A 14,018-nucleotide genomic window follows, 5' to 3' on the forward strand; every position below is an offset into this window, starting at 1 on the left:
TTATGAGCAAGCAGCAGGAACTCGATAAGTTAAAACAAGCAATTTTGGATAATAACATTTGTCCCGAACTTGCTGCACAAGCGACGAATCTTGTCATGGGCGACGGTAATTTAGATACTGACATCGTGTTTATTGGTGAGGCGCCAGGCAAAAACGAAGACGAGCAGGGACTGCCGTTTGTCGGTGCGGCGGGGAAGTTCTTGAACGAAATGCTGGGAGAAGCGGGTATGCAGCGAAGCGACGTGTATATTACCAACATTGTTAAATACCGCCCGCCGAATAACCGTGATCCTTTGCCTGAGGAGAAGAAGGCTTTTTGGCCGTATTTACTGAAACAGCTGCAGATTATTAAACCGAAAGTGGTGATTACGCTCGGTCGCCATAGTATGGAATATTTTTTGCCAGACATGAAAATCAGCCAAATTCATGGCCAGCCGAAACGGATTCAATTTGGCGATGATAAACTGGTCATTATTCCACTGTATCATCCGGCGGCTGCGTTATATAACGGCGGTATGCGACAAACGTTAATTGACGATTTTGTGTCGGTTCCAAAGATTATTGAAAAAATTTAAGATTGATGCCGATTGACAATTTCTTTGCCAATCATAGCAACTCGGCCTAGCGAAAACCAAAGCGGATGCCGATGGGAATCTTTCCCTGTAGGCGGGTGAAGTTCGAAATAATGAGCATTAAGGTTTTCGGCGGTCTTCTGGTTTGATTCTGCGCGCGCTATACGGCTGCCATTAGCCCGATGAATTGCAATGGAAGCGTCTTGAAAAAGCACAGGATGCACCTTCATGTATTCGAATGCCATTTGAAGATTGAATATCAGACGTAACAACCTTTGACTGATGTTCATGAAGGCTGTATTTTGAAGGGTCGATAGTTATTATTTTTAGTGGTTTTTGTGTATAAAGTCAATGAACTCTGTTAGCCTTAAAGGTGATTAAGAGACTTTAGTCTCAGGGTGCTTAACTAGCTCTTTACCCAGAATAGCTGCTCTACCTAGGGATATCCAAAAGCGATGCCCTAAAGGCTTTTCGTCAGCACCTGCGCTAACCTCGAAGTAATTAGCACCGAGAGCTTCGGCAGTTTGTTTGTTGGTTTTTCGACGTGATATCTGGCTACCCTCAGCTCTATATACGTTGATAGGTACGTCTTCGAACTTTTCCGGATTTGCTCTCTTGTATCTAGCAAGCTTTCTGGCGAAACCAGCCGTGCCCATACCAGCAGCTACTAGTGCGCTATCCATACTGATAGGTGTTGTTTTACCTTTGATCTTTTTAGTCGGCTTCTTTTCATCACGGTCATAGGCAGTTATCCTTGGCCCGGAAACTCTTTCGGCTATCTCTGGGTCTGGGTCACGTGACTGAGCTTCAAACGTTTCCATTAAGTAACGATCAACCTGTTTGTCCTCATGCGTCATAGCGGCCATAAGTTTAGGCAAAAACCAATTCCGGTCGTTGACAGGTTCAAGAAGATCGACACTTTCAACCTTTATGTTGTTGTCTTCAAGTGCTGTGCCTTCAAACATGCTAGCGACGGCTTTCGCACCTAACGAGAACCCTATAAGCCCTGCCTTATCTAGGTCTTCAAGACCTAAGGCTCTCACGGCTTCTAGCTGGAGACGAGCGTGATCCGAAAAACTGCCGCCAAGCAATTTTAATTTTTGACGAAGAGTAGTTTTCCCCGAAGTCTCGTGAAGACTAGTGCCGGGAGTATCTATAGCAATAATACGAGCACCCATAGCATCCGCGAGTACCCCGTCATGCAGTTGGTCTAATTCGACATCCGTAAAAGAGAGAAAGTGGCGGGGCATGAGGTAGGTTTTCCCTACACGTATAGGGTTGCCGTTCTCGTCTTTTTCAGGGCCTTCAGGCCGCGCATCTGCGATGTGGATACGTATACCATTTGAAGTGTAGAGGTCAGACAGGACTGTTCCAAGTCGTTCATCATCCAGTTCGTACTTTCCAAACTGTTCATCGTCCAGCTCATATTTAGCTGGATCGAGGATAATGGTTTCTGGATGAGTTTCCGACGAAGTCATATTACCTTTTATTATATTACTTTTATGGCATAAAGTCAACTATTTTCCAGAGGCGGCTTGCATAAATCGTCCGTATTTGCTATACTAAAGCCACTTACTAATGAGGGCCACTCATTCCAAACCGACCAATTAGGCCTTCACCTCAAGTTTTGAAATTAATTTTTATTCCAAATAACCAAAAGGAGAAACAACAATATTATGGGTCAACGAAGACTCTCTACGCCCCAAGGCGATGACAAAGCAAAGCGTCCGCAGCAACAACCGCAGCAGCGTCCAAAATCAAACAACTCGGTACTAAACAGCACGACGATTCGCAAAGGCGAAGTATTTCGCGCGCAGCGCCGTACTAGTGAAAACGTAAACGTCCGTGCTTCCCAGCACGTGATTAACGTACCTGTCAACAAATCTATCTATAACGGCTACCAAGGCCGTCAATATAGTCTAGCCGACCAAAAGAACGTTCCTCGTACGAACGGGCCGAAACTACGGATTATCCCAATCGGTGGCCTAGGTGAAATGGGTATTGGCAAAAACATGATGGCGATCGAATACGATAACGACATCATTGTAATTGACTGTGGATTCTTGTTCCCGGGTGCAGATTACCCAGGTATTAACTACATCACGCCGGATATTAGCTATCTAGAAGAAAACAAGCACAAAATTCGTGGCCACATATTTACGCACGGACACCTTGACCACATTGGTGCGTATCGCCACGTTGCAGATAAAATTCCTGCACCTGTATATGCCAGCAAATTTACGCTTGGTATGCTTCAACGCACCATGGAAGAAGCAACCAGTGGATATGAACCACAGTACAACGAACTTGATCCAGAATCGCACGAACGCGTGCAGCTTGGGGACAGTTTTTCAGTTGAGCTTGTCCGAGTTAACCACTCGATTCCTGACGCGACAGCAGTCGTTATCCGCACACCGCTCGGTGTCGTGATTGATACGGGTGACTGGCGTATGGAAGAAAACCCAGTCGACGGCAAAAAGTTCGACCTTGAACGCATGACTGAAATTGCCACTACCGAAGGCATCTTGATGCTTATGAACGAGTCAACGAACTGTGAATCCGAAGGTACGCATACCCACGGCGAATTCGATATCCAACGCAGTATGGGTGAAGTGATGGAAAAATACCCGAACTCACGCCTTATTCTTAGCTGTTTCTCATCTCAGATTCACCGTATGCAGGTCATTTTGGAAGAAGCTAAAAAACACGACCGTAAAGTCGCGTTTGCCGGCTATTCAATGATCCAGAACCTTGAAGTAGCCCTTCGTGCCGGTGTCATCAAAGTGCCAAAAGACGTCGTCGTGAAGATGGAAGACGTCGTGAAATTACCTGACGGTAAAGTAACCATCGTCTGTACTGGTTCACAGGGTGAATTCAACGCCGTGCTTAACCGTATGGCAACTGGTTCACACAAATTTATCAAGATCAAAAACTCTGACGTCATCGTCTTTTCATCAAATGCCATTCCTGGTAACGAAAAGTACGTTGTCCGTACCGTTGACGGTCTGATGCGCGAAGGTAGCGAAGTCATTCAGAATGGCAAAACTCACCTAACGGGTATTGGTCCGCTTCACCTTTCAGGACACGGATACTACGACGATCACGTGAAACTGATTAACGCGCTTAATCCAAAATACTATCTGCCAATTCACGGTGAATTCCATATGCTCGTACATAACGCCGAGCTAGCCGAAAAAGAATGTGGTATTCCACGCGATAACATTTTTGTCTGCGACAGCGGTGACGTGATAGAAATCACTACTGAAGGCGCTAAAAAAGCCGGACGTGTTCCTGTTGGCGGCATGATGTATGACGACGCTGGTGCGCTTGTTAGTGAAGTCGTTCTAAAAGACCGTATTCACATGGCAGCCGAAGGCATGTTCGTGGTTGTGCTAACTGTCCAACGAGGCAGTGGCCGGCTAATGACTAGCCCTGATATCATTTCACGCGGATTTATTTACCTGCGTGACAGCGAAGAACTAATGGGCATGATCCGTCAGTATCTAAAGCAAAAAGTTGCCCGCAGCTTTAGCGGTAAAAAAGTCGATCTTGACGTTATCAAGAAAGAACTCAAAGACGAAATTACGCACATTCTGTATGATCAGACCCGTCGTACGCCAATCGTTATTCCTGTGATTAACGAAATCGGTGGAAGCGGTGGTGGCCAAGGTGGTAACCAGCAGAACAACCGCCAGCAAGGTAATCCTGCCGAGCGTCGCGATACCCGGCCACCGTACGTAAAAGCTACTCCAGCGCCAGCTATTCCTGCTCCACAAGTGCCCGACACTGAAGCGGTTGAGCCTCGCGCTCGCATTGATACGCGCGGCTACTAACGCTTTTCGCGTCAAACCATAAGCCTCTTGCAAAACATTGTAATTTTTGCTATAATATGTCATATCAATCTAAAGCCAAAGCGCTTATAATAAAGAACAGATATGGCCAAAAGAAAAAGATCAACACGCGCAAAGGGTAAAGCCAAAGCTACCGCACCACAACACAGTCTACCGACTGGGTTTTGGGCACAGGTTGGCGCGGTATTCCTGGTGGCAATCTCAATTCTGTTTGTTGTTGCTTGGTTCGGTGCAGGCGGCCCGGTACTTGAATGGCTACATAAAGCCGCGCTTGATACGATCGGCTACGCCGTATACGTCGTGCCGCTATTATTCGTATATGTAGCAGTCGAGATCTTTAGGGCAGAGAACAACCGTTTGTCATTTGTCATGAAGCTTGCAACGGCAGTATTAATCGTATGGTTCGCTGGATTATTCGGCCTTATGAAAAACGACACGGGTAAAACAACCGGTGGGTTTGTAGGAGATACGGCCAACAGCGCGATGCTGGCCCTTGTTGATACGGCTGTCGCAGCATTCGTATACGTACTACTCATCCTTGTCACGACTTTATTCGTACTACGCGTGTCACCATTTACTGTTATCAAAAAACTATGGCAATTATCACGCCGTGATCTGTCCGAAGAGGAAGAAAACGTCAAAATTATGCGTAAAGCTGCCGAAGCCGGGGCTAAACCTTCGACTATTGGTGAACTAAAACTAAATGCCGGCGTACCGACACTCGATCACGCCGCCGACAAAAAACAATCGCACTTGTCTAGCCTGAGAGGCAGTATAACCCAGGACAAAGCAGCCGAAGACCAAGCGGCACTTGTTGCGGTGAGTGACCCTAACTGGCAATCACCGAGCCTTGATCTGCTCGAAAAAAAGCAATCACCAGCTGATGCGGGTGACGTGCAGCAAAACGCCCAGACCATTCACGATACGTTGGCTGAATTTAGTATTGATGTCGAAATGGAAGGTGCTAACATTGGGCCAAAAGTAACGCAGTACACGCTTAAACCACCAAGTGGGGTGAAATTAACGCGCATTACGGCGCTTGAAACAAACATTGCCCTTAACTTGGCCGCGCAAAGCCTTCGTATTGAGGCGCCGATTCCTGGTCAGCGTGCAGTCGGTATTGAGGTACCAAACCTGAAAGCAGCTGACGTACGTCTGTACGGTATCCTAACCGCTAAACAGTGGAATAACGCCCGCGAGCCGCTCAGCTTTGCCATAGGTAAGGATATTTCAGGTGATGCCGTGATCGGTGAGCTAAATAAAATGCCACACCTTTTAATCGCTGGTCAGACGGGTAGTGGTAAATCCGTTATGATTAACACGCTATTAACCAGTTTGCTTTACCGCAACAGTCCAAGCGAAATGAAACTGATTTTGGTTGACCCAAAGCAAGTTGAAATGGCACCGTACGAGGATATTCCACATCTTTTAACCCCCGTTATTACCGAACCTGAAAAAACGATCAGCGCACTTAAATGGGCGGTAAATGAGATGGAGCGCCGCTACAAGTTACTCGCCGAAGAGAAATTCCGGGACATTCAAAGCTATAACCAGAAAATTCAGTCAGGCAACCAGAAAATCACAGTGCCCGATGAGGACGGCAATGAGCAGCAAGTTGATAACGGGGCAATGCCATACATCGTGATCGTCATTGACGAGCTTGCCGACCTGATGATGGTTGCCGCCCGCGACGTCGAAGCATTGATCGTGCGTTTGGCGCAAAAAGCCCGTGCTGTTGGTATTCACTTGGTGCTTGCCACGCAGCGTCCGTCGGTTGACGTTATTACCGGTCTGATCAAGGCCAACATTCCTGCGCGTATTGCTTTTACGGTAGCCAGCCAAATCGATAGCCGTACTATTTTGGACCAAGCCGGTGCCGAAAAATTACTTGGCCAGGGTGACATGCTGTTACTGACACCAAGTATGAGCAAGCCAAAACGTATCCAGGGCGCGTGGGTTATGGACCAGGAAGTCATCAAGATTACTGATCATTTGCGTATGCAGTCTGCGCCTCAATATAACGAAGAGATTGTTTCACAACCCGTCCAACTAAATGGCAAGGGCGGGGTTGTCATGGACTTTGACGGTGGCGGTGACGACGATATGTATAAAGATGCCATTCGTGTTGTGGTAGATAGTGGCAAGGCTAGTACTAGCCTGTTACAGCGACGCCTCCGCGTTGGCTACGCTCGTGCAGCACGCTTGATCGAGACTATGGAAGAACAAGGTGTGATTGGCCCAGCAGATGGTTCTAGGCCACGTGAAGTGCTGATTAGCAGCCTTGACGATGTTACCGGTGGTGAAGTCTAGCTTTTTCCACAGATTATTGGTATAATACTAAGGTTATTAACTCGGCTTATACCAGATATAAGCATCCATAAGGATTCCAGAGGAGGAAACTTTTATGAAAGAATACGAACTTACCGTTCTTATTCACCCTGATCTCGAGGCAGACATCGAGACGCCACTCAAAAAAGTGCGCGATATCATTAAAAACGCTGGTGGTGAAATCACTACCGAAGACAACTGGGGCAAGAAAAAACTTGCGTACAAAATCAACAAAGAAGATTTTGCCGTGTATGTCTACATGGATGTTAAGCTTCCAGCAGACGCACCACTAAAGATTAGCAACACATTCAACATTACCGATGAAGTTATCCGCTACCTATTGGTAACAGTTGACGAAAAGGGACGAAAAGCCCTTGAAGAAGCAAAAAACCGAACGTCTCGCGACGATCACAAAGAAGAGGAGTAGGGAAGTATGGCCAAAAGCATCAACCAAGTGATTTTAATGGGACGTTTAACACGTGACCCTGAAGTCCGAACGACAAGCACAGGTAAAACGATTACAAGCTTTAGTCTTGCGGTTGATCGCGGCGGCCAAGACGACCAAGCAGACTTTTTTGACATTACCGCGTGGGAAAAGCTAGGGGAACTTGTTAGCCAGTATCTTTCAAAGGGACGCCGCTGCCTCGTGCAGGGACGACTTCGCCAAGATAGCTGGGACGACAAAGAAACCGGCAAGAAACGCAGTAAAGTCGAAGTAGTGGCGACAGACGTTACTTTCCTTGACGGTCCTAGCGGCGACAACGCTGGCCCATCAAACAATTCAAATTCATCGAATTCTAATAGTACTAAAAAATCTGACGACGTGGTAATCGAAGATATCGACGACAAGCCAATCGACCTCAGTGAAATTCCATTCTAAGGAGAACAAGAATGATTAACAAACGATTCAAAAAAGACGCACCAGCGTATTTTGACTACAAAGACGTAAAGACCTTACAGCGTTTCATTAACATGTATGGTCAAATCGAACCTATTGCAAAGACTGGCCTAAGCGCTAAACAGCAACGACAGCTATCAACAGCTATCAAGCGTGCACGTCACCTTGCACTACTTCCATTCGTCGTATCTAACTAATATTTAGAAAACTGATGCGTTGCACATATTATGTATGCGCAACGCGCCGGCATTTCTAAGGAGAAATCTCATGTACCAACCAACTGATCTAAAAAAAGGCGTTGTGTGTCAGATTGACGGCAAGCCCTACCGCGTTATTGAATACGGCCAAAAAGTCATGGGTCGCGGCGGCAGTATTGTGAATGTTAAGTTAAAGAACTTGATTGATGGCAGTGTTATTCCTAAAACTTTCAAGGGACAGGATAAAATCGAACGCGCCGAAGTGAACAACAAGACTGTCCAGTATCTGTATAACGACGCCACTGATTTCTTTTTCATGGATCCTGAAACGTTCGAACAGTTTCAGCTATCAACTGATATCGTAGACAGTGCAGCGGGCTACCTAAAAGAAGGCGACACGCTCAACCTACAATTCTTTGAAGACCGCGTGATTAACGTTGAACTACCAAAGAACGTTTACCTAGAAGTGACGTATTCTGAGGACGTCGTAAAGGGCGACACCACAAGCAGCGTACTAAAAGATGCGACACTTGAAACAGGGATTACTGCTAAAGTTCCTTCGTTTATCAAGACAGGCGATATCATATCTGTCGATACGACCACTGGCGAATACCGCGAACGCAAGAAGTAGTTACGTAGTATAATGGGGCTATGGCCAAGGCCCAAAAAACAAAAATCCAGATACTTAAAACACACGTTTCCACGAATTATTCGTTGTACATGCCAGCTAAAAAACGCCACCGGATTTTTATTTGGGTGGCGTTTTTTATTTTTGCGGTCATTATCGCAGGGCAATTAGCGTATCCAGCTGACCGAGGATTACCGCTGGCAGGTATTCCTGGCAAATCATTACGTCTGGCGACGCATGAGCAAATGGCAAAGGCGATCACCGATCAATTTCAAGCCACTAAGCTGAAATTGACCATTGGACAGGACAAATCGTTGGAATACTCACTCAAATCCGCCGGTGCCGAACCCGATACCGAAGAAATGATCACGACACTTAGCGACTACCCATTTTGGCAAAGGCTAATACCAGGTACGATTTTAAAACCGTCCGTACGCGTAACCGAAGCCGCGGTTTATTACAGCACTGATCAATTGAAAAAATTCGCCGAAGCAAGAGCAAGCGAGTTTACGTTTGTTCCGCAAAACGCCCAGCTAGCTATAAAAGACGGACAGTTGAAAATGACCGAAGCGATGGCGGGTAGTAGTATAAAAAGTAGTGAGCTACTAAACACAATCAGTCTTGCGACGATCTTACTTGGCCAAACGACGACCATAGAACTATCCGCTAAACGTACGCCTGCGAAGCTTACGTCAAAAGATCTTGGTAAAGTACGTACTCAGGCCGAGGCAGCTCTTGCGCACAAAGTCGTTATAAAAGCCGACGCCCAGGAATTTTCACCTTCAAAAACCGAGCTTGCATCGTGGGTGATTCTAAATGCAAATGACAAAGGTGAAGTGACACTGTCTATTGATAAGGAAAAAATCAAAGCTTATATAAACGAACTGAATAAAAAAGTCGGTACGCCCGCCGGACAGACAAATATTTCGATTGTTGACGGCAGGGAAACAGGACGAACCGTAGGGTCTATGGGGAGAGCCATAAATACGGATGCCGTGGCAGACCAACTAGCCAGTGCTATGTTAGTGCCACCGCCGGCTGTATCCGTAGCGGCGCCTTTTATGGAACTACAGCCGAGCGTCATATTTAACAGCAAATATACAACGACGCAGGCTGGATTACAGGCGTATGTAACCGATACGGCTATCGCAAAAAATATGTATATTTCCATCCAGCAATTAGACGGTGCTGGCTGGTCTGCAGGGGCTAGAAATACCGTCAGTATTCCAAGCGGCAGTACGTATAAATTGTTCGTTGCGCTAGTACTTTTTGACCGGATCGATAAAGGCGAGATCCACTGGGATGATCCGATGCTTGATACGACAGTAGCGGGTTGCTTTGAGCGTATGACCGTAGCATCAACGAATCCATGTGCTGAAAAATGGATCGCCGAGTTCGGCCGACAATATATTAATGATTTTGTTCATGCTCGCGGATTTAGCGAAGGTACGTCATTTACGACCGGATCCGCGAATCAAACAACGGCGAATGACCTGACGAAGTATATGACGGGCTTGAATGATGGTACACTGGTCGGAGGTAGTAATCGTGACCGTTTGCTCGATTCGCTTGGGAGACATCCGTATCGGTATGGTATTCCAACGGGAAGTGCTGGGCACGTTCACGACAAAGTAGGCTTTTTATGGGACTACGTTCATGACACGGCAATCGTGAATCATCCAAAAGGCAATTATATTATGACTATTATGACCAAAGGCCAATCATACGCGGCAATTGCAGCCGTTACGCGCGAAGTAGAAAGAATTATGTACCCATGACCAAACAACGACTTGATATTGAAATAACCAGCCGGGGATTAACCAGCACCCGTTCACAGGCGGAAAGCTGGATTAAACTCGGCAAGGTTGTTGTAGACGGCAAGGTTATTAAAAAGCCTGGCCACTTCGTGAATGACCAAGCGAAGATTGAGCTTAATGCTGACCAGCAATATGTTAGTCGTGCAGGATTAAAACTTGCGAGTGTAAGTGAGGCACTTCATTTAGATTTTAAAGATAAGATTGTTCTTGACGTAGGTAGTAGCACCGGTGGATTTACCGATTACGCGATCAGAAGTGGGGCAAAAAAGGTATATGCGGTTGACGTAGGGACGGACCAGCTTCACCCCAGCCTACATAACAATCCGCTGATTGAACTCCATGAAAAAACGGATATCCGTGATTTTTATTTACCTGATGACAAGCCAGACATTATCGTGATTGACGTATCGTTCATTAGCCTTCGCGATATTTTGCCGCATCTAGCAAAAAATCTTAGTAATAAACATACGCAAATCGCTGCCATGGTAAAACCTCAATTCGAAGCTCAGCGGGCACAATTGGGTAGTAGCGGTGTCATAAAGAATGACACGATTCGTCGACAAATCCTTAAAGATTTTGAAGCGTGGACAAAACAATATTTTACGATTGTTGATAAACGCGACAGTGATGTCCATGGTGCGAGGGGCAATCAAGAGCGTTTCTATCGTCTTAGTATCCTTAAGGCAAAATGATATACTTTTCATAAAAATGAATGTACTTCAATAAAGTAATTTTTATAGACAACACCCCACATAACGTAAAAGTCGCTGAAAAGTTGGGCGTTCACGGTCTTTTGCTTGGCAGCGCGCAAACACTTGAAGCAAAGCTGAATGAGCCCGTCATTTTTACTGACATAAAAAATAACAATACTTACACAACCTAATTGACTTATAAGCATAAACGTGTTACTATGACTGTAGTTAAACCTACCCAAACAAACACAATATGGAACATTATACACCTAAGCATCGTAAGCCGGTCAAAGCAGAGCTGCTTTCTGGACAGGTTAAATCTGATATTCGCAATCTTGTCGCCGCGGTAGCCCTTACGAGTACTTTATTTCCTATCAGCGCAGAAGCGCCTCCTCGCCACACTTACCGTGTTGTGTCTGCAATACCTAGTGAACAGCTTCCGAAGATAGAAGGGGCAGCTTTACTTCCATTCGTAACCCTCCCCTATAGTAATGTTGAGGATTTTTATCCTAACCATCCAGTAAGGGCCGAGACGACTCGTAAAGACGGGGATTATTGTAAAGTCGTTGACGTACCGCTTCCACGTCACTTTGAAGATAGTGAAATTATGAAAGGTGCCCAGACTGAGTTTGCTATATCGACTGAGGAATTTATAGATGCCCAACGTCAAATGGAGGAAGTCAAATCTATTGCTGATGCTCAAGAAATCATGACTCTACTATTGGGAAAACTAGGCATTAAGACCGTATATGATGCCAAAGTCTATGGCAAATATTGGGCGACTGATACCGATAGGCCTGGAGCTCTTGATGAATACAAGCTAGGGATGCTCGCTCATATCGAATCTCTCACACTAATGCCACGAGAAATGTTGTCATATGCGAAAACCGTTAACTTTGTTAATGCAAAAACTATAGATGAAGGGGCTGATGGCGTATACTTCTTCTCCAAAAAGAAAAAGCCTGATATCGTACTGACTGTTCCTGGGGCAAATAAGGCTACCTTTATTCATGAAGAAGCACATGCACTTCATGAGGAAGGTTGTGATAAATTCGAGGACGCTGAGCTAGAGAAACAGTTCCAAGCAGCTGATGAATATTTAAATACAAATGAGAACACGAAAGAACTAGAGACTAGGCTTGAAACTCAAGAAGGCGAAGGAAATATAACAGACCAAGAAAAAGCAGCTTATGAACAGCAAGGAAAAAATAGCGGGTTTCCTAATACGTATTCGCGCACAAATCTGGCAGAATTACTCGCCGTAGAAACAACTGTTATGGTGCTTGACGGAGGTTATATTCCCAAGGCAAGTGATAGCATGGATGACAGGGAAAGTGCAGCGCTTTTTAGGGAAATGATTGTAGAACGACTTCAAAAGGCAATGCCACATACTGACGTGCCGGCGTGGCTGGCATATATGAATACATACCGCGACAGTCTTCCCTCGAAGGTAAATCCTGAGCTTATTACGAGATATCGCATCTCTCCGCTTGATGGGAATATCGAAGTTTATGAGAAAATCAAAAATAAAAGTATCGCGACATTTGCTCCGGCCATTGAAATTCGTAGCGGAGAGATAGATGTTCCGCCTAAGTACGTCTATGCAAGTACTCTTGTTGAATCGGGTCTGGTAAGCATAGCGATTAATACTCCAAATGGCCAGTCGAATACAACGCAGTTAATGATTGCAGCAGCTCAAGAGTATCTAAAAGATCTTCCGGGTAGCAAAGATAAGGAAATAGATATATCTACGGTATATGAAGGTAAGGTGGTTGTAGTCAGTCTTTACTAAACGTTAAACCTGAACTCAACAATATCACCAGGCTGCATAATATATTCTTTGCCTTCGGTGCGCATTTTACCAGCGCTTTTGGCAGCAACTTCAGACCCAGCGGCGATGAGATCGTCATAATCAACAACTTGCGCGGCAATAAAACCACGTTCGAAATCGGTGTGAATAACACCGGCAGCTTGCGGGGCGGTAAAGCCTTTTCTAATCGTCCAAGCGCGTACTTCCTGCGGGCCGGCAGTCAGATAACTCTGTAGTCCTAGTATGTCGTAAGCAGCATGAATTAGTTGGATAAGTCCGGTCTCGGCAACGCCATAACTTTCGAGTAGTTCGTTAGCGTCAGCTGGGTCAAGGCCTTTTAATTCATCTTCTAATTTGGCACAAACGAAAATGGCTCGACTGGGTGCTGCCAAAGCGGAGAGTTCGGCTTTTTTAGTATCATCCGTAAGCGTTTCTTCGTTAACGTTAAAAGCATAAATGACTGGCTTTGCCGTCAAAAGATGCAGATCAGCGATGTACTCATAGTTAAGTGAATCAATTTCCGATAGGGGCGTGCCAGCCTCGAGTTGTGTTTTAAGCGAGGTAAGATAATCGCGCTGAGCAGCGATTTTAGGGTTTGTCTTCGCTTCTTTAGTGAGTTTTGGCAAACGGCTTTCGATGGTTTGCAGGTCAGCGAGGATCAGTTCGGTATTAATAATAGAGATGTCGTCAGCGGGATGAACGCGTTCGGCGACATGAACAATATCATCGTTCTCGAATGCGCGAACGATATGGACGATTGCATCACAGCCACGAATATTAGCCAGGAATTTATTTCCGAGACCTTCGCCTTTACTAGCGCCGGCGACAAGGCCTGCAATGTCTACGAATGTGACGGTCGCTGGCAGGATCTTTTTTGATCCATACAAATCAGCTAATTTTTGCAGTCTGTCATCGGGAACGGGAACGATACCCGTATTTGGTTCGATGGTAGCAAAAGGATAGTTAGCCGCTAGGATATTATTATTTGTCAGTGCGTTGAATAGGGTGGACTTGCCGACGTTTGGCAGTCCGACGATACCGATTTCTAGACTCATAAACCAATCATACCATAACAGGGGTGACTTACGTAATAGAGATAGATTATGATATATTATTAATTTTAATAATATATTCATGTCGTCAAATTCTACCGAAAAGTTTAGGTATACAGTGCGGCCTAACTGAACAAGAAGGATGCGACAGTTTGACAAGCTTATACTTTAGT

13 protein-coding genes are annotated in these 14,018 nt (G+C 45.5%); 10 read left to right on the forward strand and 3 right to left on the reverse strand.

Annotation, left to right across the window (positions count from 1 at the left end):
• Positions 1–2 precede the first annotated feature (2 nt).
• Entirely contained in the window at positions 3–575 is a 573-nt protein-coding gene (locus tag VK497_02815) for a uracil-DNA glycosylase (GenBank protein HMI09308.1), read from the forward strand.
• Here the strand turns inward: VK497_02815 and VK497_02820 are convergent.
• Together VK497_02820 and VK497_02825 are read right to left on the reverse strand one after the other, a co-directional pair.
• The gene (locus VK497_02820; GenBank protein HMI09309.1) at positions 572–817 is read right to left on the reverse strand and encodes a hypothetical protein; all 246 of its coding nucleotides are present in this window, start codon (positions 815–817) and stop codon (positions 572–574) included. The genes VK497_02815 and VK497_02820 overlap by 4 nt on opposite strands.
• Before the next feature lie 132 nt (positions 818–949).
• Positions 950–2,050, reverse strand: a complete 1,101-nt coding sequence (locus VK497_02825) for a hypothetical protein (GenBank protein HMI09310.1) — start codon at positions 2,048–2,050, stop codon at positions 950–952.
• A gap of 198 nt (positions 2,051–2,248) precedes the next feature.
• Between VK497_02825 and VK497_02830 the strand changes: the two genes are divergently transcribed.
• The 9 genes from VK497_02830 to VK497_02870 all read left to right on the forward strand — a co-directional run bounded on the left by VK497_02830 (position 2,249) and on the right by VK497_02870 (position 12,775).
• Positions 2,249–4,405: a ribonuclease J gene (locus VK497_02830; GenBank protein HMI09311.1), complete on the forward strand. Its 2,157-nt coding sequence runs from the start codon at positions 2,249–2,251 to the stop codon at positions 4,403–4,405.
• Between the two features lie 102 nt (positions 4,406–4,507).
• On the forward strand, positions 4,508–6,733 hold the full coding sequence (locus VK497_02835) for a DNA translocase FtsK 4TM domain-containing protein (protein HMI09312.1): 2,226 nt from the start codon (positions 4,508–4,510) through the stop codon (positions 6,731–6,733).
• Positions 6,734–6,827: 94 nt separating this feature from the next.
• Positions 6,828–7,178, forward strand: coding sequence for a 30S ribosomal protein S6 (gene rpsF / locus VK497_02840; GenBank protein ID HMI09313.1), 351 nt, complete (start codon positions 6,828–6,830; stop codon positions 7,176–7,178).
• A gap of 6 nt (positions 7,179–7,184) precedes the next feature.
• On the forward strand, positions 7,185–7,631 hold the full coding sequence (locus tag VK497_02845; protein ID HMI09314.1) for a single-stranded DNA-binding protein: 447 nt from the start codon (positions 7,185–7,187) through the stop codon (positions 7,629–7,631).
• Between the two features lie 11 nt (positions 7,632–7,642).
• The gene (rpsR, locus tag VK497_02850; GenBank protein HMI09315.1) at positions 7,643–7,846 is read left to right on the forward strand and encodes a 30S ribosomal protein S18; all 204 of its coding nucleotides are present in this window, start codon (positions 7,643–7,645) and stop codon (positions 7,844–7,846) included.
• A 70-nt stretch (positions 7,847–7,916) separates the two neighbouring features.
• Positions 7,917–8,477 carry an elongation factor P gene (gene efp, locus VK497_02855; GenBank protein ID HMI09316.1) on the forward strand — a complete coding sequence of 187 codons (561 nt, stop codon included), beginning with the start codon at positions 7,917–7,919 and terminating at the stop codon, positions 8,475–8,477.
• Between the two features lie 20 nt (positions 8,478–8,497).
• Positions 8,498–10,252 carry a serine hydrolase gene (locus tag VK497_02860; protein ID HMI09317.1) on the forward strand — a complete coding sequence of 585 codons (1,755 nt, stop codon included), beginning with the start codon at positions 8,498–8,500 and terminating at the stop codon, positions 10,250–10,252.
• Entirely contained in the window at positions 10,249–10,983 is a 735-nt protein-coding gene (locus VK497_02865) for a TlyA family RNA methyltransferase (protein ID HMI09318.1), read from the forward strand. The genes VK497_02860 and VK497_02865 overlap by 4 nt, the downstream gene beginning before the upstream one ends.
• 253 nt (positions 10,984–11,236) lie before the next feature.
• The gene (locus VK497_02870; protein HMI09319.1) at positions 11,237–12,775 is read left to right on the forward strand and encodes a hypothetical protein; all 1,539 of its coding nucleotides are present in this window, start codon (positions 11,237–11,239) and stop codon (positions 12,773–12,775) included.
• On the opposite strand, the gene ychF is transcribed toward VK497_02870, so the two are convergent.
• Complete coding sequence (ychF, locus tag VK497_02875; GenBank protein ID HMI09320.1) at positions 12,772–13,848, reverse strand: redox-regulated ATPase YchF; 1,077 nt, start codon at positions 13,846–13,848, stop codon at positions 12,772–12,774. The genes VK497_02870 and ychF overlap by 4 nt on opposite strands.
• Positions 13,849–14,018 lie beyond the last annotated feature (170 nt).

It is taken from the genome of Candidatus Saccharimonadales bacterium (genome assembly GCA_035317825.1).
GTDB lineage: Bacteria > Patescibacteriota > Saccharimonadia > Saccharimonadales > Saccharimonadaceae > DATHGB01.